17 protein-coding genes and 2 pseudogenes are annotated in these 25,179 nt (G+C 64.6%); 14 read left to right on the top strand and 5 right to left on the bottom strand.

Translation table 11 applies throughout. From position 1 onward, the window contains the following. Positions 1-150: 150 nt before the first annotated feature. A complete protein-coding gene (locus CU110_RS07410) occupies positions 151-1,335 on the bottom strand; it encodes a sigma 54-interacting transcriptional regulator (protein ID WP_164850306.1) in 1,185 nt (394 codons plus the stop codon). Positions 1,336-1,711: 376 nt separating this feature from the next. Between CU110_RS07410 and speB the strand changes: the two genes are divergently transcribed. From speB to CU110_RS07390, 4 genes and pseudogenes are all read left to right on the top strand, one after another. Then, positions 1,712-2,662, top strand: a complete 951-nt coding sequence (gene speB / locus CU110_RS07405; protein WP_077376000.1) for an agmatinase — start codon at positions 1,712-1,714, stop codon at positions 2,660-2,662. Between the two features lie 107 nt (positions 2,663-2,769). Next, positions 2,770-4,172 (top strand): annotated as a pseudogene (locus CU110_RS07400) (YjiH family protein). Between the two features lie 64 nt (positions 4,173-4,236). Beyond that, positions 4,237-5,874 (top strand): annotated as a pseudogene (locus CU110_RS07395) (5-guanidino-2-oxopentanoate decarboxylase); the annotation flags it as partial. A 24-nt stretch (positions 5,875-5,898) separates the two neighbouring features. Then, positions 5,899-7,350: an aldehyde dehydrogenase family protein gene (locus tag CU110_RS07390; protein ID WP_084208571.1), complete on the top strand. Its 1,452-nt coding sequence runs from the start codon at positions 5,899-5,901 to the stop codon at positions 7,348-7,350. Positions 7,351-7,461: 111 nt separating this feature from the next. Here CU110_RS07390 and sulP read toward each other — a convergent pair whose 3' ends face one another. Together sulP and CU110_RS17930 are read right to left on the bottom strand one after the other, a co-directional pair. Then, positions 7,462-9,291, bottom strand: coding sequence for a sulfate permease (gene sulP, locus CU110_RS07385; protein WP_084208570.1), 1,830 nt, complete (start codon positions 9,289-9,291; stop codon positions 7,462-7,464). Then, positions 9,284-11,398, bottom strand: coding sequence for an MBL fold metallo-hydrolase (locus CU110_RS17930; RefSeq protein WP_127735234.1), 2,115 nt, complete (start codon positions 11,396-11,398; stop codon positions 9,284-9,286). Before CU110_RS17930 ends, sulP begins: the two co-directional genes overlap by 8 nt. Here CU110_RS17930 and CU110_RS07375 point away from each other — a divergent pair. From CU110_RS07375 to CU110_RS07330, 10 genes are all read left to right on the top strand, one after another. Then, complete coding sequence (locus CU110_RS07375) at positions 11,292-12,848, top strand: sugar porter family MFS transporter (RefSeq protein WP_127735231.1); 1,557 nt, start codon at positions 11,292-11,294, stop codon at positions 12,846-12,848. The genes CU110_RS17930 and CU110_RS07375 overlap by 107 nt on opposite strands. After that, positions 12,811-13,812, top strand: a complete 1,002-nt coding sequence (locus tag CU110_RS07370; protein WP_127735228.1) for a substrate-binding domain-containing protein — start codon at positions 12,811-12,813, stop codon at positions 13,810-13,812. The genes CU110_RS07375 and CU110_RS07370 overlap by 38 nt, the downstream gene beginning before the upstream one ends. Positions 13,813-13,983: 171 nt before the next feature. After that, positions 13,984-15,252, top strand: coding sequence for an extracellular solute-binding protein (locus CU110_RS07365; protein WP_127735225.1), 1,269 nt, complete (start codon positions 13,984-13,986; stop codon positions 15,250-15,252). A gap of 118 nt (positions 15,253-15,370) precedes the next feature. Continuing rightward, positions 15,371-16,219 carry a sugar ABC transporter permease gene (locus CU110_RS07360; protein WP_077375970.1) on the top strand — a complete coding sequence of 283 codons (849 nt, stop codon included), beginning with the start codon at positions 15,371-15,373 and terminating at the stop codon, positions 16,217-16,219. Next, positions 16,219-17,124 carry a carbohydrate ABC transporter permease gene (locus CU110_RS07355; RefSeq protein ID WP_205632754.1) on the top strand — a complete coding sequence of 302 codons (906 nt, stop codon included), beginning with the start codon at positions 16,219-16,221 and terminating at the stop codon, positions 17,122-17,124. Before CU110_RS07360 ends, CU110_RS07355 begins: the two co-directional genes overlap by 1 nt. Before the next feature lie 57 nt (positions 17,125-17,181). Further along, complete coding sequence (locus tag CU110_RS07350) at positions 17,182-18,207, top strand: ABC transporter ATP-binding protein (protein ID WP_077375967.1); 1,026 nt, start codon at positions 17,182-17,184, stop codon at positions 18,205-18,207. Between the two features lie 124 nt (positions 18,208-18,331). Beyond that, a complete protein-coding gene (locus CU110_RS07345; RefSeq protein WP_084208565.1) occupies positions 18,332-19,675 on the top strand; it encodes a trehalase family glycosidase in 1,344 nt (447 codons plus the stop codon). After that, positions 19,675-20,973 (top strand): AGE family epimerase/isomerase, encoded by a 1,299-nt coding sequence (locus tag CU110_RS07340; RefSeq protein ID WP_346427178.1) that lies wholly within the window; start codon positions 19,675-19,677, stop codon positions 20,971-20,973. Before CU110_RS07345 ends, CU110_RS07340 begins: the two co-directional genes overlap by 1 nt. Positions 20,974-20,998: 25 nt before the next feature. After that, positions 20,999-22,294, top strand: coding sequence for a DUF3100 domain-containing protein (locus CU110_RS07335; RefSeq protein ID WP_084208564.1), 1,296 nt, complete (start codon positions 20,999-21,001; stop codon positions 22,292-22,294). 87 nt (positions 22,295-22,381) lie between these two features. Then, positions 22,382-23,542 (top strand): M20 aminoacylase family protein, encoded by a 1,161-nt coding sequence (locus tag CU110_RS07330; RefSeq protein WP_084208563.1) that lies wholly within the window; start codon positions 22,382-22,384, stop codon positions 23,540-23,542. On the opposite strand, the gene CU110_RS16795 is transcribed toward CU110_RS07330, so the two are convergent. After that, positions 23,510-24,256: a hypothetical protein gene (locus CU110_RS16795; protein ID WP_240665518.1), complete on the bottom strand. Its 747-nt coding sequence runs from the start codon at positions 24,254-24,256 to the stop codon at positions 23,510-23,512. The genes CU110_RS07330 and CU110_RS16795 overlap by 33 nt on opposite strands. After that, the gene (locus CU110_RS07320) at positions 24,257-25,177 is read right to left on the bottom strand and encodes a LysR family transcriptional regulator (protein WP_084208561.1); all 921 of its coding nucleotides are present in this window, start codon (positions 25,175-25,177) and stop codon (positions 24,257-24,259) included. Between the last annotated feature and the right edge of the window lie 2 nt (positions 25,178-25,179).

The raw sequence follows: 25,179 nt of genomic DNA, 5'->3' as shown, positions 1-25,179 counted from the left end.
TCTTGGAGCCATTGCGCTTCGATACGTGCCAAGCCTTCCTTGAGCGTTTCGTTGGGGCCGAGTTTCGGGATTGGCATGGCTACCGCCCCCTCAGCGGTAGGCTCTGAGAGGGAGTTGTCACTATGTAAGGTATCAGCAGTGGTAAAACTTTCAGTAACGCCTCTGGCGCATGAGGATGGGCCATAAGGTAGCGTCGAGGAGTTTGCGACGACCGTGACGTTGATTGAGGCGTGAGAGGTGTTGCTCTATCAGGGCGGGAATGTCTTCGCGGCGTTCGCGCAGCGGGGGCAGGCTGACGGGGAGCACATTGATGCGGTAGTAGAGGTCGAGGCGGAATTGTCCCTGCTCCACGCGGGCGGCGAGGTCTTGATTGGTGGCGACGACCAGTCGGAAGTCGGCGCGGCGGGTGGTGGTGTCGCCCAGGCGGGTGATCATTCCGTCCTGAATCACCTTGAGCAGCTTGGTCTGGGTGGCGAGCGGCAGCTCACCGATTTCATCCAGAAACAGGGTGCCGCCTTCGGCCTGTTCCATCAGGCCCGCCTTGCCACGGTTGCCCGCGCCGGTGAAGGCACCGGCTTGATAGCCGAACATCTCGGACTCGAACAGGCTTTCGGGGATGGCGCCGCAGTTCACCTCGATGAAGGGGCCGTCGGCGCGTTGGCTCCAGCGATGCAGTTGATGGGCGAAGGCCGTCTTGCCGACCCCGGATTCGCCCAGCATCAGTACCGTGGCGTTGGTGGGCGCGACCCGCTTGAGCAGCAGCGCTATCTCACGCATCACGGGGCTTTTGACCTGTAGCTCCCCCAGTTCCAGCGCGGCGTCCTCGCACTCGGCCTGCTCACGCGCGGCCTGCTCGCCCGAGCGCGCACTCCCCACCGCCCCCCAATCACTTTCCCCCGCACTCCCCCCGCCCAGCTCACTGCCCCGCGAGTTGCGGCGCAGGTGATCCGTGAAGCGCTGCTGGAGCACGGCATATTCCTGCTGCAGCAGCTGGATATCGGTGAGATCCATCGAGCGGCTGACCACGCACTCAAGCTTGCCCTCGACGAATACCGGATGCGCCTGCGCCACCACCCGCCGCCCGGTGGCGGTGAGCTGCATCATCTGGAGCGTTCGCCCCGTGCGCAACACCTCCAGGCTGATGGAGGGCTTGAGCACCCCGCTGGCTTCCAGGTCATGCACGTTGGCGGCACACAGCGCCTCACGCGTCATGCCATAGACCGCCGCGGCGCCGGGGCTGACATCCATCACCTGGCCATCCGCGCTCACCACGAAGTAGTGGTCATGGGCGGTGTCGATGATGGTCTTGAGAATCTGGTGGTCGAGCTCTGACATGGCGGGCACCTCATGGTCGAGCCTGTGAATCGGGGCGGGGCTTTCCAGCAGTTCCTTTCAGCAGTTCTTTCTCGCACTGCGCTGAAGACACTCTCGATGATGCCTGAATGTGATCCACAAATGAATCAGTGATCCATTTTTGAATCAGTATTGGCGCACGAGTGATCCACAAATGAATCACTCGACAACCACCTCTTTAAAAAATCCAATAAAATCAATCGACTGAAAGTTGGCATGGTTACTGCAATGCTGGGGTATGCGCCAAGGAGAATCGCCGGCTTTCATGACACCGTCCGGCCAGGCGATCAGGCGAACCATCACAATACCCCGCTCGCCGTCAGCGTATCGCGAGCGACTCAAGACCCTGGAGAGACAGATGAGCGAATTCAATCAGCCACTGGGCGGCAACGACATGCCACGTTTCGGCGGCCCGGCCACCATGATGCGCCTGCCGGCTCAGGAAACCGCGGAAGGCCTGGATGCCGCCTTCATCGGCATTCCGCTGGACATCGGTACCTCCAACCGTCCGGGCGCGCGTCTCGGCCCGCGTCAGATCCGTGATGAATCGCGCATGCTGCGCCCCTACAACATGGCCACCCGCGCCGCGCCCTTCGACAGCCTGCAGGTGGCGGACATCGGCGATGTGCCGATCAACACCTTCCACCTGCCCAAGAGCATGGACATCATCGAGAAATTCTACGATGAAGTGCTCAGCCACGATTGCGTGCCGCTCACCCTGGGCGGTGACCACACCGTCACCCTGCCGGTGCTGCGCGCCATCGCCAAGAAGCACGGGCCGGTCGGTCTGATCCACATCGATGCCCACGCCGACGTGAATGACCACATGTTCGGCGAGCCCATCGCCCACGGCACGCCGATTCGTCGTGCCCAGGAAGAAGGCCTGCTCGACAGCCACCGCGTGGTGCAGATCGGCCTGCGTGGCACCGGCTACTCCGCCGATGACTTCGACTGGTGCCGTCAGCAGGGCTTCCGTGTGGAAACCGCCGAGATGTGCTGGTTCAAGTCACTCGCCCCGCTGATGGCCGAAGTGCGAGACATGATGGGCGATCGCCCGGTGTACATCACCTTCGACATCGACGGACTGGACCCCTCCGTCGCCCCCGGTACCGGCACCGTGGAAGCCGGCGGCCTGACCATGCCCCAGGGCATGGAAATCGTGCGCGGCGCACGTGGCCTCAATATCGTCGGCGGTGACCTGATGGAAGTCTCCCCGCCCTACGACACCAGCGGCAACACCGCGCTGATGGGCGCGACCCTGCTCTACGAGATGCTCTGCGTACTGCCGGGCGTGCAACAGCGCGACTGAGTCGCAATGACCGATCAGAGCCTGACCATTACAACAAGATCAAGGTGACCCGAATGACAACCAGCATCGACCCGACGGCGGAGCACGCACCGTCCCCGAAGAAGGACCTGATCGCCACCCGCCCGGTGCCGCTGACGGCCAGGGGGCTGATGAAATTCCTGGTGCCGTCACTGCTCGGCGTCAGCTTCTTCCTGGTGCCGTTCAGCGTTGGCGACACCATCAACATCGGCATGGGCCTGATGGCCGATTGGCTCAAGGCCACGCTCGGCAGCGCCTTGCCCGCCATCGCCGTCGCGGTGCTGTGTCTGTCGGTGATCCTCACCGGCTTCGTCAAGCTCGCCAAGCCGAACTGGGCACGTCAGGGCGCGGCACATGAGCTGTTCGATGTCGCGCCGGTGTGGTTTGCCATGCGCGCCCTCGGCGCCATCTTCGCGCTGATGACCTACTTCCAGTGGGGGCCAGCCGCCGTCACGGCGGCCTTCACCGGCGGCGTGATGCTCAATGATCTCGCCCCTGTCCTGCTGACCTTCTTCTTCTTCGCGGCCATTCTGCTGCCGCTGCTGGTCGACTTCGGCTTCATGGAATTCATCGGCAGCCTGGTGCGCCGTCCGTTCCGCGCCATCTTCAATCTACCCGGTCGCAGCGCCATCGATGCCACCGCCTCGTGGATGGGCTCCGGCACCGTCGGCGTGCTGATCACCACGCAGCAGTACGAGCAGGGCTTCTACAGCAAGCGCGAAGCGGCGGTGATCGCCACCAACTTCTCGGTGGTCTCGATCGCCTTCGCGTTGCTGGTCACCAGCTTCATGAACATCAATCACCTGTTCGTGCCCTTCTATCTGACCGTCGTCATCGCAGGCCTGATCGCCGCCGTCATCGTGCCGCGTCTGCCGCCGCTGTCGCGCAAGCGTGATGACTACCACGAGCCGGTCGGCTGCCAGATCAGTGAAGAGAACCAGAGCGACTGTGGCGTGCTGCGTTACTCACTCGGCATGGCCGTCGCGCGCGCCGAGCATGCGCCGGGCCCGCTCAAGCTGGTGAAATCGGCCGGTTTCAACGTGGCGGACATCTTCCTCGGTCTGCTGCCGGTGGTGATCGCCATCGGGACCGTGGCGCTGATGCTGGCCGAGTTCACGCCGGTCTTCACCTGGCTCTCCTACCCGATGATTCCGCTGCTGGAACTGCTGCAGATTCCCCACGCGGCAGAGGCAGCCCCGGCGACGCTGGTCGGCTTTGCCGACATGTTCCTGCCGGCGGTGCTGGCCAAGGACATCGACAGCGAACTGACCCGCTTCGTGATCGCCTGCCTGTCCCTGACCCAGTTGATCTACATGTCCGAGATCGGTGCCCTGCTGCTCAAGTCGAAGATTCCGCTCAAGATCGGATCGGTGCCCTGCTGCTCAAGTCGAAGATTCCGCTCAAGATCTGGGAACTGGTGGCCATCTTCGTGCTGCGCACGCTGATCACCCTGCCGATCATCGCCGGTATCGCCCACGTCTTCGTGTTCTGAGCCGAGCCTTTTCCTCATGACTTCCGGGGGCGCCACGGCGCTCCCGTCTGCCGGATAGCCTGCCATGACCTGTGCTGAACTCCTGATCCGACTGCTGCGTGACACCTACGGCGTCGATACCGTCTTCGGTATTCCCGGCGTACATACCGTCGAACTCTACCGGGGCCTGGAGCCGGATGCCGATCCCGCTGCGCGCACCATTCGCCACGTCACCCCGCGCCATGAACAGGGCGCCGGCTTCATGGCCGATGGCTATGCCCGCAGCACCGGCAAGCCCGGAGTGTGCTTCATCATCACCGGCCCGGGGATGACCAACATCACCACCGCGATGGGCCAGGCGCTGGCCGACTCCATCCCGATGCTGGTGATCTCCAGCGTCAATCGCTCCGACACCCTCGGGCGTGGCCAGGGGCGTCTGCATGAGCTGCCGAGCCAGCAGCAGCTGATCTCGGGCGTGGCGCGCTTCAGCCACACCCTGCTCGACCCGTCCGCGCTGCCGGAAGTGCTGGCCCGTGCCTTTGCGCTGTTCGAAGGTGCCCGCCCCGGCCCGGTGCATCTCGAGATTCCCATTGACCTGTTCAATGCCGAGATTCCACTGCCTGCCGGTCGTAGCACCCATGACGTCACGCGCTCACGCATCGGGCGCCTCGCGCCGGACCCGACGCTGATCGACGAGGCCGTGGCCCTTCTGACAGGCGCCGAGCGCCCGCTGGTACTGCTGGGCGGTGGCTGTGTCGCCGCGCCCGAGGCCGCGCGTCAACTGGTGGAGGCGCTGGATGCCCCCACCGTCACCACCATCAATGCCAAGGGCCTTCTCGGCAGCGCCCACCCGCTGGATCTCGGCGCCAATGCCGCACTGCCTGCGGTACGCGAGCTGGCGCGCGACGCCGATGTGGTGCTGGCGATCGGCACCGAGCTTGGCGAGACCGATTACGACGTGGTGTTTGATGATGGCTTCGTGATCGGCGGCGAGTTGATCCGCATCGATATCGACCCCGAGCAGCTGGCGCGCAATCATGCCGCCGCGCTGGGTATCGTCGCCGATGCCAGCCTGGCGCTGGAGACGCTCGCCGATCGACTGACTGACCTCGAAGGCAGCCCCCAAGGCACACGTCGCGGCGCGCAGATCACCGCCGCGACGCTGGAAGCGCTTGCCCTGCCGACCGACCCGGCCTTCGCGCCCTACGTGCCGCTGTTCGACACCCTCCAGCAAGCGCTGCCGGAGGCCATCTGGGTCGGCGATTCCTGCGCCACGGTCTACGCAGCCAACCACCTGCTCAGCCAGCCGGCACCGCGCCGTTACTTCAATGCCTCCACCGGCTACGGCACGCTCGGCTACGGCCTGCCCGCCGCGATGGGCGCGACACTCGGCCGCCCGGACCTGCCGGTGATCGCGCTGGTCGGCGATGGCGGCATCATGTTCACGCTGTCGGAACTCGCCTGCGCGGTAGAAGAACAGCTGCCGGTGGTGATCGTGCTGTGGCACAACCAAGGCTATGAGGAGATTCGCCGCTTCATGGACAACGCCGGCGTCACGCGCCTGGGCGTCGACATCCAGGCCCCCGACTTCCAGCTGCTGGCCCGCGGCTTCGGCTGCGCCGCCGTCGCCATCGATTCACCGCAGGCGCTGCAGGTCGCCTTGGACGAGCGCGACGCTAGCGCCCCGCTGCTGGTGGAAATCGACGCGGCCGGGTGGCGGCAAGGAACTCCCATGTCAGCTACTTCAATGCACAAGCTCGATCAGCAGTTCATCAACAACGAGTGGGTCAAGTCCCACGGCGAGCGCCGTCTGGCGGTCACCAATCCTTTCGAGGAAACCGTCATCGCCGAGGTGACGGCGGGGGATGCGCGTGATGTGGAGGCCGCCGTCACGGCGGCTGCCAATGCCTTCGAGGGCTGGCAGGCACTGAGTGGCGCCGAGCGTGCCGTCTATCTGGAGGCCTTCGCCGAGGGGCTGACATCTCGCCGGGAAGCGCTGGTGGAAATGTCATGCCGCAACAATGGCAAGATTCGCGCAGAGACCGAGATCGATCTCGATGACGCCATCGGCTGCTACCGCTATTACGCCGAGCAGGCACGCGCGCTGGATGCCCGTCAGGGCGCGGTGGTAGCGCATGATGTCGAAGGCTATGCGGCGCACAGCTATCAGGAGCCGGCCGGCGTGGTGGGACTGATCACGCCGTGGAACTTCCCGCTGGTCACCAGCGCCTGGAAGGTCGCGCCGGCGCTCGCCGCGGGCTGCACCCTGGTGATCAAGCCGTCTGAAGTGACGCCGTTGCCGGAGCAGGTGATGGCCGAGATCGCCCTGGAAGCCGGACTGCCGGCAGGCGTGTTCAACCTGCTGCACGGCGATGGCGAAGGCATCGGCGCGCCGCTGACGCGTCATCCGCGCATCGACAAGATATCCTTCACCGGCAGCAATGTGGTCGGCGAGAAGGTCATGCAGGCGGCGGCCTGCGGTACGCGTGGGGTGTCACTGGAACTGGGCGGCAAGTCAGCGATCATCGTGCTGGAAGATGCCGACATCGACGACGCCGCTGACTGGGTGATGGCCGGCATCTACTTCAATGCCGGGCAGATCTGCTCCGCCACCTCGCGCCTGCTGGTGCATGAGGCCATCGCCGATGACCTGCACACCGCCCTGGCCAGTCGTATCGACGCGCTGGTGCTGGGTGACCCGCTGGACGCCGCGACCCAGATGGGCCCGATGACCAGCTCCCGTCAACGTGACACCGTGCTGGGCTATCTCAATGTGGCGCGCGAGGAAGGTCTGACGGCGCTGCGCGATGATACCCATCGCAGCCTGCCGACCAAGGGCTACTTCGTGGCGCCGACGCTTTACACCGATGTCCCGGTGGAAAGCCGTCTGTGGCGTGAGGAGATCTTCGGGCCGGTGCTGTGCTCACGTCGCGTGGCGGATGAGGCCGAGGCGATTCGCCTCGCCAACGACAGCGATTTCGGGCTGGTGGCCACGGTGGTCAGTGGTGATGCCAAGCGCGCCCAGCAGGTCGGCCGCCGTCTGCGCGCAGGCGTGGTGTGGTACAACAGCGAGCAGCTACCGCTGGTACAGGCCAGCTGGGGTGGCTTCAAGCGCAGCGGCATCGGCCGTGAACTGGGCCCGTGGGGCCTGGCGGGCTATCTGGAGGTCAAGCACATCATCGGGCCGGTACTTGACTGAACGTATTGGCTGAGCGTCTTGCCTGATCAGATGACGAAAACGCCCCGCCTCGGCAATCCCCGAGGCGGGGCGTTCTTCACGGCTTTCCCATGAAACCAGCGCCTTCTCCTATCAGCCGGCCGCAGCCGTCTGGCTGACCCCATCCCGTGCGCAGCACTGGCCACAATGGCTGCCGTGGATGCTCAGTGCCTGCCAGGCATCGAAGGTGCTGAGATAGATCTCGCCGCCGAGATTGGCCGGCAGTTCAGAGCGCTTGAGGCGATCCATCACCGGGCCCTTCACTTCACTCAGATGCAGCGACACCCCGGCTGCCGTCAGGCGTTCATTGATGACTTCCAGACTTTCCAGCGCGGAGGCATCGATCAGGTTGACCGCCTGGCAGGCCAGCACCAGATGCCTGAGCGACGGCTGCTGTGCTACCAGCGCCAGCACGGTGTCTTCCAGATAGCGCGCATTGGCGAAATACAGGCTCTCATCGATGCGCAGTATCGCCAGCTCCGGGTCGGTCTCGACCTCATGTCGCTCGACATTGCGAAAGTGCTCACTGCCCGGCACGCGTCCGACCAGCGCACTGTGCGGCTGGCTGGTGCGCTTGAGATAGAGCCCCAGTGACACGAGGATGCCGACGATGATGCCGCTCTCCACCCCCTGCACGAGGGTGATGATCAGCGTGATCATCAGGGCCGTCCCATCGCCCTTCGAGTAGCGGAAGGTGCGCCTGATCGCCGCGAGGTCGATCAGACTGCTGGTGGCGACGATGATGATGGCCGCCAGCGTCGCGCGTGGCAGCCACGCCAGCCAGTCCGTCAACCACAGACTGGCGAGCAGAATGCCGATGGCCGTGAAGGCCCCCGCCAGTGGCGTGGCGGCCCCGGCATCGAAGTTGACCACCGAGCGCGACAGCCCGCCCGAGATGGGCATGCCGCCGCTGACGCCTGCGCCCATGTTGGAGAGCCCCAGCGCGATCAGCTCCTTGTCGGGGTCGATGCGCTGACGCCGACGCGCGGCGAGGGTCTGGGCCAGTGCCAGCGACTCGACGAAGCCGACCACGCTGATCAGCAGCGCCGACACCAGCAGTCCCGACCAGTCATTGCTGACAAGGGACGGCAGGCTCAGGGTGGGCAAGCCGCCGGGCACGCTGCCGACCAGTGCCATGCCCTGCTCGCCAAGCCGCAGCCCCCAGGCCAGCAGACTGGACAGGATGACGGCGAGGATCGGCGTGGTCTTGCACAGCATGCCCGCCGCGCTCTCGCGCATCCCGAGGGCCATCAGGCCCTGCTTGAGATGACGACGCGCCAGCGTCAGGGCGGCCCAGCAGCCCAGCCCGAGGGCCAGTGTCGGCCAATGCACGCCGGCCCCTTGCGGCAATGACAGCCACGACTCCCCCATCTCGAGCAGATTGCCGCCACTCAGGCGCAGGCTGCTCATGGGCCCGAGCTGGCTGGCGATGATCAGGACACCGGAGGCCGTCATGAACCCGGAGATCACCGGGTGGCTGATGAAATTCACCAGCGCCCCCAACCGCAACAGCCCCATCGCCACCAGCATGGCACCGGAGATGAGCGCCAGCAGCAGCGCAGCGGCGAGCATCTCGGGCGTCGAGAGCGCGGCACCATCGGCACCGCTCATGCCTGCGATGGCGGACGCCGTCATCAACGAGATGATCGCCACCGGCCCGACAGCCAGCGTGCTGCTGGTGCCGAACAGCGCATACAGCACCAGCGGCAACATGCTGGCATACAGGCCGACCTGCGCCGGCAGCCCCGCCAGCAGCGCATAGGCGAGTGCCTGCGGCACCAGCATGACACTGACGATCACCGCCGCGAGCAGATCTCGCCCGAGGCTCTGGCGATCATACTGGGCAAGCCAACCCGCCAGCGGCAGCCAGCGGGCCAGCGCGCCGCGCGAGCGTGCGTTGGTCAGCTCGGACGGCTCAGACATCGCGTGACGCCGGACGCGCCAGCCACTCATGGCCCTTGAGCATCAGGTTCCAGTAGATGAACGGCAGGCCCCGTGCCTTGAGCTGCCAGGCCAGGCGCGTCGGGCGGGTACCGTCATTGAGCCACTTGGGGAAGGTCGGCTGCAGCTCACCGCCGTAGCCGAATTCCGCCAGCACGATGCGTCCGTTCTCCACCGTCAGCGGGCAGGAGCCATAGCCACGATAGCCCGCCGCCAGCGAGTCGCCGGCCAGGGTCGCGAGCAGATTCTCCACCACCACCGGCGCCTGCTTGCGCACGGCCGCGGCGGTCTTGGCGTTAGAGGTGCCGCTGATATCTCCCAGACCGAAGATGTCGGGATGGGTGATGTGCTGCAGGGTCTCGGGTTCAAGCTCCAGCCAGCCAGCGGCGTTGGCAAGCCCCGAGTCCTTGATCAAGGCCGGCGCCTTCTGGGGCGGTACCACATGCAGCATGTCGAAGGACTGCTCGACGATCTGCGGCTCACCGCCTTCCTCGGCCGCCGCCACCTCGAAACGCGCCGTCTGCGCTTCCCCATCCACGGCGATCAGACGCTGATGGAACTGCACCTCGATGCCATAGCCCTTCACGGCCTCTTCCAGCGCAGGCACATAGGCCGGCACGCCGAACATCACGCCCCCGGCGTTGTGGAAGGTGACCTCCAGCTGACCGAGCACATCTTCACGCTGCCAGTGATCGCAGGACAGGTACATCGCCTTCTGGGGGGCGCCGGCACACTTGATCGGCATCGGTGGCTGGGTGAACAGCGCACGTCCGCTGCGCAGGGACTGCACAAGCTGCCAGGTGTAAGGCGCGAGATCATAGCGGTAGTTGGAGGTGACGCCATTCTTGCCCAGGGTCTCTTCGAGGCCTTCGATGGCCGCCCAGTCCAGCTCAAGCCCGATGGCCACCACCAAACGCTCATAGCGAAGCTTGCGCCCATCCCCCAGCGTGACCTCATGCGCGTCCGCGTCGATGCCCACCACGGACTCGCGATACCAGTGCACGCCCTTGGGCATCACCGTGGACATCGGCCGGCGAGTGGACTCCGGGGTGAAGATCCCGCCGCCGACCATCGTCCAGCCCGGCTGATAGCTGTGTTGCTCCGATGGCTCGACGATGGCGATATCCATGCCGGCCTGACGCTTGAGCAGGCTGGCTGCCACGGCAATCCCGCCGGCCCCTCCTCCCAGAATCACCACCTTGTGGGCATTGGGGGGCAGATTGAGCGGAATCTTGAGATAGGCCTGATCATTGGCGTCCTCAGGCGGCATCTGGCCGGCCCGCATGTTGACCTGGACCGCCGGCAGCATCAGGCGCGGCATGCCAAGCCCGGCATCGCGCTTCGAACGCATGGCCACGAAGGCCGCTTCATCAATCCCGGTGTGCACGTGGATATTGTGCTGGCGCTGCTCCCCGACCGTGGTCTCACAACAGAAGCCCTCGCGCCCTTCGGCGGAATAGTCGTGACACAGATACAGGCGGGTGCTGTCAGGCAGCGCCAGCACCTTGTGGATCGAGCGGTACAGGGTGCGCGCATCACCGCCAGGGAAGTCACAGCGCGCGGTGCCGTAATCGGGCATGAACAGCGTATCGCCGACGAAGACGGCGTCACCGATCACATAGCTCACGCAGGCAGGCGTATGGCCCGGAGTATGCAGCACGCGGCATTCAAGCCCGCCGATGGCCAGGCTGTCGCCCTCTTCCAGCAAGCGGTCGAACTGACGTCCGTCACGCGCGAAACCCGCCTCGGCCGCGAAGATGTCCGCAAAGATGTCCTGCACCTCACGGATGCGTGCCCCGATCGCCAGCTGGCAATCAAGCTTGTCTTTCAGGTAGGCGGCCGCCGACAGGTGGTCGGCATGGACGTGGGTTTCGAGAATCCATTCCACCTCCAGCGACTCGTCCGCGATGTGGGCCAGCAGGGCATCCGCCGACTGCGTGGTGGTGCGGGCTGCGGGGTAATCGAAATCCAGTACCGGATCAATGATCGCGCAACGCCGGGAGTGCGGGTCACGCACCAGATGCGTGAAGGTATTGCTGTCTTCGTCGAAGAAGCTCTCGACATGGGGCTGCAGTGTCGGGGTTGCCATCCTTCGGCCTCCTGAGTCAATCAAGGGTGAATGTCTTTCCTTCACGCCTCATTGGATGAGCTACGCCATGCCACGCATTCTTCAATGGTCGATCACGGTCGCTCTCGCCGGCTTCCTGTTCGGCTTCGATACCGCTGTCATCTCAGGTGCGGACACCTCTCTGCAGAGCCAGTGGGGTCTCAGCGACCTCATGCACGGCCTGGTCATCATGTCGATGGCACTGTGGGGCACGGTCATCGGTGCCATCTTCGGCAACTGGCCGACAGATCACTTCGGCCGCCGCGCGACCCTGATCGGGATCGGGATCCTCTATCTGGTCTCGGCGCTGGGCTCGGCGCTGGCCACCGACCCCTACCTGTTCTCGTTCTTCCGCCTGCTGGGGGGTCTGGGTGTTGGCGCGTCCTCCGTGGCAGCGCCCATCTACATTTCCGAGATCGCCCCCCGCGAGCGCCGGGGCGCGCTGGTCGGGCTCTACCAGTTCAACGTGGTGTTCGGGATCGTGATCGCCTTCGTCTCCAACTACTTCATCGGCTTCATGGACGGCGAGAACTGGCGCTGGATGCTGGGGGTGGAAGCCGTGCCGGCCGCGCTCTACCTGCTGATGATCTGCAAGGTACCGCGCAGCCCGCGCTGGTTGATCCTCAAGCGCAATGACGAGGCGGCCGCCGCCGAGATCATCCGACTGATCAATCCCAAGGCCGACATCGCCGAGGAAATCGCCATCATCCGTGGCACCGAAAGCGAGGAAAGTGCCAAGCAGCACACCCGTCTGTTCGCCTGGCGCTATCGTCTGCCGATCCTGTTCGCCTTCCTGATCGCGGCCTTCAATCAGCTCTCCGGCATCAACTTCATCATCTACTACGCGCCGCGCATTCTGGCCGAGGCGCAGCTGGAATCGAGCGCCGCCCTGCTCTCGACGGCCGGAATCGGGGTCATCAATCTGGTCTTCACCATGCTGGGGATGTCACTGATCGACAAGCTGGGCCGCCGCACCCTGATCCTGATCGGCTCGGCCGGCTATCTGCTGTCGCTGTGCCTGATCGCCTGGGCCTTCCATCTCGAGGACTTCTCCGCCATGGGCGGCTATGGCGTGCCGATCCTGCTGGGCGTGTTCATCGCGGCGCACGCCATGAGTCAGGGCACGGTGATCTGGGTATTCATCTCCGAGATCTTCCCCAACAAGGTCCGTGCCATGGGCCAGTCCTTCGGCAGCTCCGTACACTGGATCTTCGCGGCCCTGATCGCGCTGCTGATGCCCACCATCCTCAGCCAGTTCAGCGGTGGGCCGGTATTCGCCTTCTTCGCCTTCATGATGCTGCTGCAGCTGATCTTCGTGCTGTTCTTCATGCCCGAAACCAAGGGCGTCTCGCTTGAGGAACTTCAGGGCCGCCTGGTTCGTCCCACCCGGCACCATGCCACCGAAGATCACGCTGAAATATCTCGCCACTGAACTGGGGCTCTCGGTGACCACCGTCTCTCGCGCCCTGGGGGGGTTCGAGGATGTCAGCGTAGCGACGCGTGAACGAGTCCAGGCCTTCGCCAACGACGTGGGCTATCAACCCAACCAGAGCGCACGCCGCCTTAAGACCGGGCGCACCTCCTCGGTGGGCTACATCATGAACGGCGCCCAGGGCGACTTTCGTGACCAGTTCAACACCCGCCTGCTGGTGGCGCTGGGGCAGGCACTGCACGATGCCGCACCGGAGCACGACCTCATCGTCACCACGGTGCCGGAAGACCGCGACGAGCTGGAGACCTACAAGCGTTTCATCGATGGCGGCAAGGTGGACTCCTTCGTGGTGGCGCGTACCTGCATCCAGGACCCGCGCGTCGATTTCCTGCTCGACAGCGGTGTCCCCTTCGTCACCCACGGTCGCACCGGCCGCGCCGACGAGCACGACTGGGTCGACATCAATGCCGCCGATGGTTTCCTGCGCGCCACTCGCCATCTGATCCAGCAGGGACATCGCAACATCCTGTTCCTCAACTTCTTCAGCGATCTCTATACCGCGGTGGAGCGTGAGACCGGCTACCTGCAGGCCATGCGCGAGGCCAGTCTCGCCCCCAGCTCGCGCCACTGCCCCCACGGTTACGCCAGCGCCTATCAGGTCGCCAGAGAGGTGCTGGCGAGTGCCGATGCCCCCACCGCCTTCGTGTGCGCCAGCGACATCTTCGCCTACGGCGTGATGGAAGCCGTCAGCGAGAGCGGGCGGGCGCCCGGCCGGGATATCGCCATCATCGGGGCGGACAACCTGCCACCGCTGATGTACCAGCAGCCCAGCCTGAGCACGCTGGACATCTCCTTCGAGACCGTCAGTCAGGCGCTGATCGAACTGGTGCTGGCCCCGCAGGAGGGCGCGCCACGCCATCGCTGCTTCGATTACGACCTGCTGCTGCGCGATACCACTGCCTGAGCACACATGCCTGATCACACATGCCTGAGCACACATGCCTGATCACACAGAACCATCGCCTGACCTCACGACGACAGACGCCTGACCGCAAAACGCCTGATCTGAAAACGCCATCGCCAGAACGTGGTCAGCGTGACGCCAGAAAAACAACACCCGACCGGGGAGACCTCCATGCGCAAGATGCCAACCGCCCTCGCTTTGCTGGCGCTGCTGGGCAGTACGTCCGCCCTCGCTGACATCACCTTCTTCAGCACCCAGGCCAGACCGCTGGAAGAGGCCCAGCAGATGCGCGAGATCGCCCTGGCCCCCTACGCCGAGTCCATCGATTACATGCCGCAGGAAACCGGTACCTTCCTGTCACGACTGGAGGCGGAGAAGTCGAGTCCCGAAGGCGCGCTGGACCTGCTCGGCGGCCTGCATGGCGAGCTGGGCTCGCTGACGCCCGGCATTCTCGCGCCACTGGATACGCTGGCAAGCACGCTCAAGGACAAGGGCATCAGCGAGCAATACCTGACGCTGGGCAAGCTGGGCGGCGAGCAGCAGCGCTACATCCCCTGGATGCAGGCCACCTACATCATGGCGGCCAATCGCAAGGCGCTGCCCTACCTGCCCGAAGGCGCGGATCTCGATGCACTGAGCTATGACGAGCTGCTGGCCTGGGGGCGCAATCTCGAGACCGCCACCGGCCAGCCCAAGCTGGGCTTCCCGGCCGGTCGCAAGGGGCTGATCCACCGCTTCCTGGAAGGCTATCTCTACCCGTCCTTCACCCATTCGGTGGTGCGCGAGTTCCGTAGCGCCGATGCCGTGGCCATGTGGCAGAAGTTCCGCGAGATCTGGGCGGTGACCAATCCACGCTCCACCGCCTACGGCTTCATGCAGGAACCGCTGCTCAATGGTGAGGTATGGGTGGCGTTCGATCACACCGCGCGCCTCAAGGATGCCTTCAACAAGCGTCCCGATGACTTCGTGGCCTTCCCGGCGCCGGCAGGCCCCAGCGGTCGCGGCTACATGCCGGTGGTGGCAGGACTGGCGATGCCGGCCAATGCCTCCGACCCCGCAGCCAGTCGCAAGCTGATCCGCTATCTGATGACGCCCGACGCCCAGATTCGCACCCTGCGCGCCACCAACTTCTTCCCCGTGGTCACCGCTGAATTGCCTGATGATCTGCCCGCCAGCATTCGCATGTCCGGCAAGGCGGTGGCGACACAGTCTTCCGCCGAGGATGCCGTGCTGTCCCTGCTGCCCAGCGGCCTGGGGCAACAGGCGGGCCTGTTCAACAAGATCTACCGCGATGCCTTCGTGCAGATCGTGCTGCGCGACGCCGACATCGAGGAGACGCTGGATATTCTCGCCCCACGCCTGCAGACGCTGATCGACACCGCAGGGGCCAGCTGCTGGCTGCCGGACACGCCCAGCGACGGCCCCTGCCCGGTCAAGTAATTCGCTCACACGAGCCCTCGACGGGTCGCCATGACGGTACGCCAACCCCTGTCATGCCGACCCGGTGCCACGAAACCCTTCCGACACGCCATCACAACAACGTCAAAGGTGAGCAAAGATGAAGCACGATCGCTGGCTACCTTATTACCTGATCGCCCCCAGCCTGCTGTTCATGGGCGCCTTCTTCCTCTACCCCTTTCTGGAGATCTTCGCCCAGGCCTTCACCCAGCCTGACGGCGGCGTGAGTCTCGCCAACTTCACGCGCATCTATCAGGACTTCAATTTCTGGCCCTCGCTCAAGAACACCCTGCTGCTCACCGGTGTCGTGGTGCCGGTCCAGCTGGTGCTGGCCATCGGCATGGCGCTGATGGTCACAAAGATGAACAAGGGGCGCGACAGCATCCTCTACATCTGGACCATCCCGCTGGGCATCTCCGATCTGGCCGCCGGCATCATCTGGCTGGCGATCCTGGAACAGTTCGGGTTTCTCAACAGCTTCTTGAGCGCGGTCAGCGTGATCGATGCGCCAACCTCGTGGCTCAACTATCAGAACGCCTTCGCGCTGTTCCTGGCAGTGGTGGTCGCGGAAATCTGGCGCGGCACCGCCATCGTGCTGGTGATCCTGGTGTCGGGCATGGGGCTGATCCCCAAGGAATATGACGAGGCCGGTCAGGTGTTCGGCGCCAGCTACTGGCAGCGCCTGTGGAAGATCACCCTGCCGATGCTGCGCCCGAGCATCCAGTCGGCACTGATCCTGCGCACCCTGCTGGCGCTGGAAGTCTTCGCGGTGGTGATGATGCTGGGCGGCAGCGACATGCCGGTACTGATGAGCGAGACCTTCGACTGGCAGTTCCTCTATCAGCAGACCGGCGCCGCCTCCGCCTACGCGGTGTTGATCATGCTGATCTCGGTGGTCATCACCGGCTGCTACCTCAAGTTCCTCAACGTTCCGAAGGAGGCACGCTGATGAAATCCACGACATCCGAGGCCATCATGCCGGCTCCCGTGTCTTCTCGTTCCGATTCCCAGGCCCCGGCGCAGGCGCAGAGCGCACACAAGCCACGCCGTCATGACATGGCCTGGAAATGGCTGTTCCGTGCCGGTGTCGCGATTCTGGTGCTGTGGGTGCTGGTGCCCATCGGCCTGCTGATGCTCAACAGTGTCAGCACCCCGGAGCAGATCAGCGGCTGGCCCAAGACCCTGACCCCAGCGCTGAGCTTCGAGACCCTCGACTTCTTCTGGCACTACCAGGGCGTGATCAGTGCGCTGGGCAACTCGCTGCTGGCCGCCGCCTTCACGATGGTGATCGCCATCGTGCTCGGCGCTCCCGCCGGGTATGCGCTGGCCCGCTTCGTGTTTCCGGGCATGAACGCCTTTCGTCTGATCATCATCCTGTCGCGTGCCTTCCCGATGCCGCTGCTGGCGCTGCCGCTGGCCGTCATCTTCATCCAGGTGGGCATCGATGACTCCATCCTGGGGCTGGCGATGGTCCACGCCACCCTGGCACTGCCCTTCGCGGTGCTGATCACCTCGAGCCTGTTCATGGGCATCCCGGTGGAACTCGAGGAAGCTGCCTGGCTGATGGGCTGCAACCGCTGGCAGGCCTTCCGCCGCGCGGTGCTGCCGCTGGCCGCGCCGGGCATCACCGCCTCTGCGGTATTCGCCTTCGTGATCTCGTGGAACGAGGTGTTCGCCTCGGCGATTCTCACCGTCGAGAACCGCACCCTGACGGCCTTTCTGGTCCAGAGCCTTTCCGAGTCGCCCGCCGAGATCAAATACGCCGGCGGTCTGATCCTGGTCGTCCCGGCGCTGCTGTTCCTGTTCGCGATCCGCAAGTACCTGTTCAGCATGTGGGGCATTTCCAACCGCTAGCGTACGGCCCTTCAACCGGCCAATGCATGACGACGGTGGTCACCAAGGAGTCCGACCATGTCAGCCATCCAGATCAGTGCCGTACGCAAGCAGTTCGGCAAGCAGGAAATCCTCAAGTCCATCGATCTCGAGATCCGTGACAAGGAATTCACCGTGCTGCTCGGCCCGTCCGGCTGCGGCAAGTCCACCCTGCTGCGCATCATCGCGGGGCTGGAGTACGAGAGCAGCGGCTCGATCCGCATCGGCGAGCGTGAGATCACCTCACTGGCACCGCGGGATCGCCGCATCGCGATGGTGTTCCAGAACTACGCCGTCTTCCCGCACATGACGGTGGCGGAGAACATCGCCTTCGGCCTGCGCGTGCGCAAGGACAGCGAAGCGCACATCCAGCGCAAGGTGAAGGAAACCGCCGAGCTGATGCACATCGAGGACCGTCTGGATCACTACTCCGGCCAGCTCTCCGGCGGTCAGCGTCAGCGGGTCGCGGTCGCGCGTGCCCTGGCGATGGAACCGGAAGTGCTGCTGATGGATGAGCCGCTCTCGAATCTGGATGCGCTGCTGCGCCTGGAGATGCGCGCCGAGCTCAAGACCATCCTCGCCGCCTCCGACACCACCACCATCTACGTGACCCATGATCAGGTCGAGGCCATGAGCCTGGCCGACCGCATCGCGGTCATGAAGGGAGGCCAGATCGAGCAGTACGCGCCGCCCTCCGAGATCTACCACTATCCGGCGACCGAATTCGTCGGCAGTTTCATCGGCAATCCACCGATGAACTTCATCGCCCCGGATGCGCGCTGGCACCAGGCCGCCCCGGCCGCCAGCCAGATCCACAGGTGCGGTATCCGCCCCGAGGACTTCGAGGTGCGTTTCGAGCCCACCGAGGACTTCGCGCCGGTCCGTGTGCTGGTCACGGAGCTGCTGGGCTCCCACAAGCAGCTGACTGCCCGCTTCGGGGACGAGATGCTGCGCGTCAACGTACCGAGTGACCTGGAGATCGCCAATGGCAGTGACATCCACATCCGGCCGCTGGCCGAGAAGATGCGCTTCTATGACCACAGCGGCCAGCTGATGTCGGCGTGAGGCGTGTTGATCCCTTTCGACCCGAGCCTTTGATTGCGAGCCTTTGATTGCGAACCTTTGATCCAGAACCTTTGATCCAGAACCTTTGATTTCGAACCTGTCATCCCGAACGGAGCCGACTTACATGAATGCCAAGCTCGACGCGCTCAGCGCTCACGACGTTCTCAAGCTCAACGACCTGGGCGGCTACACCGTCCCCACGCGTGGCCTCTACCCCTTCCAGTGGAACTGGGACGCCGCCATCACCGCGCTGGGCTGGCTGGCCGCCGGTGACGAGGCACGTGCCTGGCGTGAGATCGAGCGTCTGCTGGAAGGCCAGTGGGACAACGGCATGGTGCCGCACATCGTCTTCCACGGGGATGCGGAAACCTACTTCCCGGGGCCGGAAGTCTGGGGTGTCCAGCGCAGCCCGGCGACCAGCGCCATCTCCCAGCCGCCGGTGCTGGCCAGCGTCATGAAGCTGCTGTTCGAGGAAGGCCGTGACCGCCGGCTTGCCGAGGAGAAACTGGCCGCCACCCTGCCTGGCGTCATCCGCTATCACCTGTGGTTCTACCGCGACCGTGATCCGGAACATACCGGCCGCGTGTGCAGCTATCACCCCTGGGAGTCCGGCATGGACAACAGCCCCCAGTGGGATGGCCCGCTGGCTGGCGTGCCGCCGGTCGATGCCGAATACGTGCGTCGCGATACGGGGCTGGTCGATCCGTCCGAGCGCCCGCACAAGTACGAATATGATCGTTACATCTATCTGGTGAAGTTCTTCCAGCAGAACGAGCACGACGCCGAGGTGCTGTATCGCGACTGCCCGTACCGCGTCGAGGACATCAGCCTGATCTCCATCCTGCACCGTGGCACGCGCGACCTGATCGCGCTGTGCGAAGAGGATGCCGCCGGGCTTGGCCTGGTCAACACCCACGGCGAGGCGCTTTACAGCCTCAAGCAGTCGCTGGCGCGCACCGAGGAAGGCGTGCAGGCGCTGTGGAGCGATGAGCTGGGCTGCTTCCTCAGCCGCGATGCGCGTGCCAATGTGCTGCTGGAGCACGTCACCACCGCCGGTATCCTGCCGCTGTTCGCCGGGGTCGCCAGCGGTGCCCAGGCGCAGCGCATGGGCGGCCTGCTCGAGGACTGGCTGGAACAGGCGCCCTTCGGTGTCGCCTCCACCCACCCGGCCAGCACCCGCTTCGAACCCAAGCGCTACTGGCGCGGGCCGAGCTGGCTGCACATCAACTGGATGCTGGCCATCGGCTGTGAGGAATATGGCATGTCCCGCGAGGCCGACCGGATCAAGCAGGCCAGCCAGCAGTGCATCGCGGCGGCAGGCTACTATGAATACTTCAATTCGGTGACCGGCGAAGGCTGTGGCGGTCGCGACTTCTCCTGGACGGCAGCGATGGACCTCTACTGGCTCAACCCGCTGGAAAGCTTCACCGCCAGCAAGGCGGCGTCCGGCGTCGAGGAGGTCTCCTGATGACTCAGCACGCCTCTCCACAAACTTCTCAGCAACAGCCTCAACAACTCACGCCACTGGCGCAGGCGCCGCAGAAGGCACCGCTGTCACGCCAGGCGGTACCGCCCATGCCGGCAACGTTCGCCAGCCGCGGCTTTCTGGACACGCATATCCGCTCGATCATGGACTTCTATCTGCCGCGCGCGGTGGATCAGGAACGCGGCGGCTACTTCCAGGCGTATCGTGATGACGGCAGCGTGTATGCACCCGCAGCGCGTCATCTGGTCAGCAGCACGCGGATGATCTTCAACTTCGCGATGGAATATCTGCGCACCGGTGACCAGGCGTGTCTGGCCGCGACTCGTCATGGCATCGATTATCTGCGCGAGGTGCATCTCGATCCGCAGACCGGTGGTTACCTGTGGTCGCTGAGCGAGCAAGGCGAGGCGGATCATACCAACCAGTGCTACGGACTGGCGTTCGTGATGCTGGCCTACGCGACGGCCTGGCGCGCCGGTATCGAGGAGGCCCGCGGCTGGCTGGACGAGACCCACGCCCTGATGGAGCAGCATTTCTGGTCGGAGCATCACGGTCTGTACGCCGATGAAGCCAGCGCCGATTGGCAGACGCTATCCGACTACCGTGGCCAGAACGCCAACATGCACGCCTGTGAAGCCATGCTGGCCGCCTTTGAAGCCACGGATGACGAACGCTATCTGGAGCGGGCCATGACCCTGGCCCGCAACATCTGCCAGCGTCAGGCCGCCAAGGCCGATGGCCTGATCTGGGAGCATTACGATCGCGACTGGAACGTCGACTGGGACTACAACCGCGACGACCCCAAGAACCTCTATCGTCCTTGGGGCTTCCAGCCGGGCCACCTGACCGAATGGGCCAAGCTGCTGCTGATGCTCAAGCGTCACCGCGATGACGACTGGCTGCTGCCGACCGCGAAGCGTCTGTTCGATACGGCGATGGATCTGGCCTGGGACGGCGAACGTGGTGGGCTCTACTACGGCTTCGCGCCGGATGGCACCATCTGCGACGACGAGAAGTACTTCTGGGTGCAGGCCGAGAGCCTGGTGGCCGCAGCGCTGCTGAACGAGGCCACCGGCGAGTCGCACTACGCCGAGTGGTATGAACGCCTGTGGGGCTACGCCTGGCAGCACTTCATCGACCATCGCTACGGCGCCTGGTATCGCCTGCTGAATGCCGACAACCAGCGTTTCGATGACCTCAAGAGCTCGCCCGGCGCCAAGTGTGACTATCACAGCCTCGGTGCCTGCCATGAGCTGTTGCGCGTGATCACGGACGACTGAACTACAATAACAAGCGGAGTCCCACATGCCCCTCGCTCAACTCCTGGACTGGCGGTTGCATCTGCTGGTCGTGGTGCTATCTCTCGGCGCCGAACTGATCGGTATCCTCAAGTTCCCCCTCGGCCCCGGCACCCTGCTGCTGTTGCCCCTGTTCTATGCCTTCATTGCGGCCGTGCTGTGCAATCCGCACCTGTTCAGCGGCACGAAACGCGTCATCCCGCCGGTGATCAGCGCGGCGGCAGGACCGGTCATCCTGCTGTCGATCATGCCGTTCATCGCCCGCTTCGGCTCCACCATCGGCCCGGCCATCGAGCAACTGATCTCGGCAGGTCCGGCGCTGATCCTGCAGGAGCTGGGCAATCTGGGCACCATGCTGATCGCGATGCCGATCGCGGTCGTGGTGCTCAAGATGGGCCGTGAGGCGATCGGCGCGACCTACTCCATCGCGCGGGAACCCAATATCGCGATCATCTCCGACAAATATGGCCTCAAGGGGCCGGAAGGTGTCGGCGTGATGGGCGTCTATGTCGTGGGTACCATGTTCGGCACCCTGTGGTTCGCGCTGATGGCGGGCTACCTGACCTCGCTGGACATCTTCGACCCGCGTGCGCTGGCCATGGCGTGTGGTGTCGGCAGCGGCAGCATGGTGGCGGCATGTTCCGGCGCCATCGCCGGTGCCCTGCCGGAGATGGGCGAAGAGCTGTTGGCCTTTGCCGGCGCCAGCAACCTGCTGACCTACGCCACCGGCCTCTACGTGTCCCTGTTCATCGCCCTGCCGGTCGCCGAGCGTCTGTTCACCTTCTTCAGCCGCAAGCGAGCCGGCGACAATGGCGCCATGAATGACGAGGAAGCCACGCTGGCCTCCGAGGCGCTGGTTGAAGATCGCCCGGAGAACCAGCTGGGCAAGACGGCACTGGTGGTCGCGGCGGTCTGTGTGGTCGGCTGGGTGGTCAACACCATCAACGGTGCCAGCCTGATCGACGCCGCCCCCGGCATGCTGATCCTCTACGTGATGACCATGCTCGGCCTTGGCGTCGCTCGCCTGATGCCCTTCTATCTGCCGGCCATCGCCTGGGTGTCGCTGGTCAGTATCCTGATGACGCTGCCATGGTTCCCGGGCAGCGGCTGGATCACCGAGCAGCTGAGCTTCGTCAACTTCCTTGCCATCGTCACGCCGGTACTCGGCTACGCGGGTCTGGCGCTGAGCAAGCGCGAGTTCAGCATGTTCCGCCAGGCAGGCTGGAAGCTGGTGATCATCTCGCTGCTGGTCTTCACTGGCACCTATATCGGCTCGGCGGTCGTGGCGCAGGCACTGCTCTGATCACACGGGCTTCGCACGTTGCTTCCCCCCCCCTCTCAACACATTCAAGCCGGCACTCCAGGGTGCCGGTTTCCACAGGAATTCAGCATGCAACTACCCGAGAACATCGACGAGGCACTGCTGCGCAGCTGGCGTCATGAGTTTCATCAGCATCCCGAGACGGCCTTCGAGGAGCACCGCACCTCGGCGCGCGTCGCCGAGATCCTGCGTGCGGCGGGTCTCGAGGTCACCACCGGACTTGCCGAGACCGGCGTGGTGGCGGTGCTGGATGGCAATCTGGGGCCGGGACGTACCATCGGTCTGCGTGCCGACATGGACGCGCTGGATGTCACCGAGGCCAACGCCGTCTCACATTGCTCGCACACACCCGGCAAGATGCATGCCTGTGGCCACGATGGCCATACCACCATGCTGCTGGGCGCGGCCTGCATGCTGGCGCGTGATCCGGACTTCGCCGGGCGCGTGGTGTTCGTGTTCCAGCCCGCCGAGGAAAACGAAGGCGGCGGACGCCGCATGGTCGAGGATGGCCTGTTCGAGCAGTTCCCGATGGAGGCCATCTACGGCCTGCACAACTGGCCGGGACTGGCGCTGGGCGAAGCCGCCGTGCATGACGAGGCGGTGATGGCGGCCTTCGATGTCTTCACCCTGACCTTGAGCGGTCATGGCTGTCATGCGGCCATGCCGCATCTGGGCAAGGACACCATCCTGGCGGCCTGCCAGCTGGTGACCCAGCTTCAGGGGCTGATCAGCCGCGAGACGCCGGCCCACAAGACCGCGATTCTCAGCATCACCCAGTTCCATGCCGGCGATGCCTTCAACGTGATGCCGGAAGTGGTCGAGCTGCGTGGCACGCTGCGCTGTTTCGACCCGGCACTGCGGGCGCACCTGCAGCAGCGCTTCCATGATGCCGTCGATGCCATGGCGACCTTCCATGGCCTCAAGGTCGAGTTCGACTATCAGCCACGCTACCCGGCGACCCTCAATACTCCGGGACACGCCGAACGCTGTGCCAATGTCCTGGCGCAACTGCCCGGCATCCAGAAGGTCCATCGCGATCTGCCGCCCTCCATGGCCTCGGAAGACTTCGCCTATCTGCTGCAGGAGTGCCCCGGCGCCTATATCTGGCTGGGCAACGGCGAGGACAGCGCCTCACTGCACAACCCCAACTACGACTTCAACGACGCTGCCACCCCCATCGGGGTCAGCTATTGGACGTCACTGGTGCGCGAGTTGCTGACGCGCGATTGATTCACCAGCGAGGTCTACCTGCTGGCGCTGGCAACCTCCCAACAGGTGCAGAAGGTACTGACCGGCAAGGAAGGCCTGCTGCGACTGGCACCGCCGGGCAGTGTCATCGTCGATCTCTGCCGGGGCGATGTAAACATCAGCCGTGAGCTGGCCGTGCAGACCCGGCTGGCTGGCCATCACTGGCTGGAAGCGGCTTCCAGTCGCGACCCTCGCGATGAGAGCGAAGGCCATCTCACGCTGCTGGTCGGCGGTGATGACGCCACCGTACAACGCATGACGCCCCTGCTCGAGGCCATCGCTACCCGCCACCTGCACGTCGGGGATGCCGGCTGTGGGCATGCGGCCGTGCTGGCCAATGACTATCTCCACGCCGCCCATCTCATCACCACGGCAGAGGCGATCGCGATGGCCTATCGCGCCGGGGTGCGGCCTCACGCCTGCATCGATGCCATCAATCTGGGGGCCGGCCGCAGCGCCGTCAGCGAGGTGAATTTCCCGCGCTGGGTGCTGCCGGGAGATTATGATTCCGGTATCTCCACCGGTGCCCTGCGCCGCGACCTGCGCCTGGCGCGCAGCTACGTGACCACCCTCAAGCTGCCTTCCGGGTTGATGAAGGCGGTCTTCGATCGCTGGCAACCCCCCGAACTGTGCCCGGCGGATGAGGATGACATCCATCATCTGTGTGATCGCTGGCTCAGCGATATTCCCGCTCAACTACTCCTGACGGGGGCCACTGAAGGCCGTGATCCAGCGCTCCAGGTGGCGCAGAAGTTGCAGACTGGCCCGTGGCATGCGCCGTCCGATCCGCGTGATGATGTGGGCGCGTGCCTGGCGAAAGGCGCTGCATTCCACATCACGAGCGATCAATACGCCCTCCTCCAGCTCGCGCGCAGCCGCGAAGGCCGGCAGCAGCGTGATGCACAGCTCCGAGCGTGCAGCCTGCTTGAGCACTTCCATGGAATTGGTCTGCATCACCATGTGGGGACGTACGCCCGCGTCACGAAAGCCGTCATCCATCAGCTGACGCACTCCATGGGTGGGGCCCCACAACGCCATGGGATGCGCTGCCACCTCTTCCAGGGTCAGCGCATGGTTCACCGCCGCCAGCGGATGCTCCGGGGACATCATCGCCACCAGCGGTTGTGGGCTTGAATGCCAGAAGCGCAATTGAGGGTGCACGCGTTCGTGGTACATCAGGCCGATATCCGCCTCATCCTCGACCACACGGTCGATGATGCTCTGCATGCTGCCGGTATTGACCTTGAGGGTGATCCCCGGGTACTGGGCCCGGAAGGCGCGCAGGGGGATGTTGACGAGATCGCCCACGAAGCCTTCGCCGATGATCAGGCGAATCTCGCCGGTTTCCAGCCGCTGGTAGGCATCCAGACGCTCACCGAAGCTTTGATCCAACTGTTCGCGCTGCTGAATGTAGTCCAGCAGCATCTCGCCCACTCGTGTCGGCTGTACGCCATCACGGGTTCGCTCGATGAGCGTGGCGGCCATCGCCTCTTCCAGCAATCCGATCTGGCGACTGACCGCTGACGGCGCGATATCCAGTCGAGCGGCAGCCTGCCGGATCGACCCCGCTTCAATGGTGACCTGAAAATAGACGAGGCGTTGATGCGGAATATCCATGA

Origin of the sequence: Cobetia sp. ICG0124 (assembly GCF_004006355.1) — a bacterium.
Taxonomy (GTDB): domain Bacteria; phylum Pseudomonadota; class Gammaproteobacteria; order Pseudomonadales; family Halomonadaceae; genus Cobetia; species Cobetia marina.
Note: the sequence above shows the minus strand (reverse complement) of the source record. Positions and strands in the feature narration are given on the sequence as shown.

Excerpts from the sequence above, each read along its gene's own strand:
- CU110_RS17930 (WP_127735234.1), bottom strand. The coding sequence starts at position 11,398 with ATGGCAACCCCGACACTGCAGCCCCATGTCGAGAGCTTCTTCGACGAA.
- speB (WP_077376000.1), top strand. The coding sequence starts at position 1,712 with ATGAGCGAATTCAATCAGCCACTGGGCGGCAACGACATGCCACGTTTC.
- CU110_RS07340 (WP_346427178.1), top strand. The coding sequence starts at position 19,675 with ATGACTCAGCACGCCTCTCCACAAACTTCTCAGCAACAGCCTCAACAA.
- CU110_RS07330 (WP_084208563.1), top strand. The coding sequence starts at position 22,382 with ATGCAACTACCCGAGAACATCGACGAGGCACTGCTGCGCAGCTGGCGT.
- CU110_RS07355 (WP_205632754.1), top strand. The coding sequence starts at position 16,219 with ATGAAATCCACGACATCCGAGGCCATCATGCCGGCTCCCGTGTCTTCT.
- CU110_RS07375 (WP_127735231.1), top strand. The coding sequence starts at position 11,292 with ATGATCGCGCAACGCCGGGAGTGCGGGTCACGCACCAGATGCGTGAAG.
- CU110_RS07390 (WP_084208571.1), top strand. The coding sequence starts at position 5,899 with ATGCACAAGCTCGATCAGCAGTTCATCAACAACGAGTGGGTCAAGTCC.
- CU110_RS07370 (WP_127735228.1), top strand. The coding sequence starts at position 12,811 with ATGCCACCGAAGATCACGCTGAAATATCTCGCCACTGAACTGGGGCTC.
- sulP (WP_084208570.1), bottom strand. The coding sequence starts at position 9,291 with ATGTCTGAGCCGTCCGAGCTGACCAACGCACGCTCGCGCGGCGCGCTG.
- CU110_RS07320 (WP_084208561.1), bottom strand. The coding sequence starts at position 25,177 with ATGGATATTCCGCATCAACGCCTCGTCTATTTTCAGGTCACCATTGAA.
- CU110_RS07410 (WP_164850306.1), bottom strand. The coding sequence starts at position 1,335 with ATGTCAGAGCTCGACCACCAGATTCTCAAGACCATCATCGACACCGCC.
- CU110_RS07335 (WP_084208564.1), top strand. The coding sequence starts at position 20,999 with ATGCCCCTCGCTCAACTCCTGGACTGGCGGTTGCATCTGCTGGTCGTG.
- CU110_RS07360 (WP_077375970.1), top strand. The coding sequence starts at position 15,371 with ATGAAGCACGATCGCTGGCTACCTTATTACCTGATCGCCCCCAGCCTG.
- CU110_RS07365 (WP_127735225.1), top strand. The coding sequence starts at position 13,984 with ATGCGCAAGATGCCAACCGCCCTCGCTTTGCTGGCGCTGCTGGGCAGT.
- CU110_RS07345 (WP_084208565.1), top strand. The coding sequence starts at position 18,332 with ATGAATGCCAAGCTCGACGCGCTCAGCGCTCACGACGTTCTCAAGCTC.
- CU110_RS07350 (WP_077375967.1), top strand. The coding sequence starts at position 17,182 with ATGTCAGCCATCCAGATCAGTGCCGTACGCAAGCAGTTCGGCAAGCAG.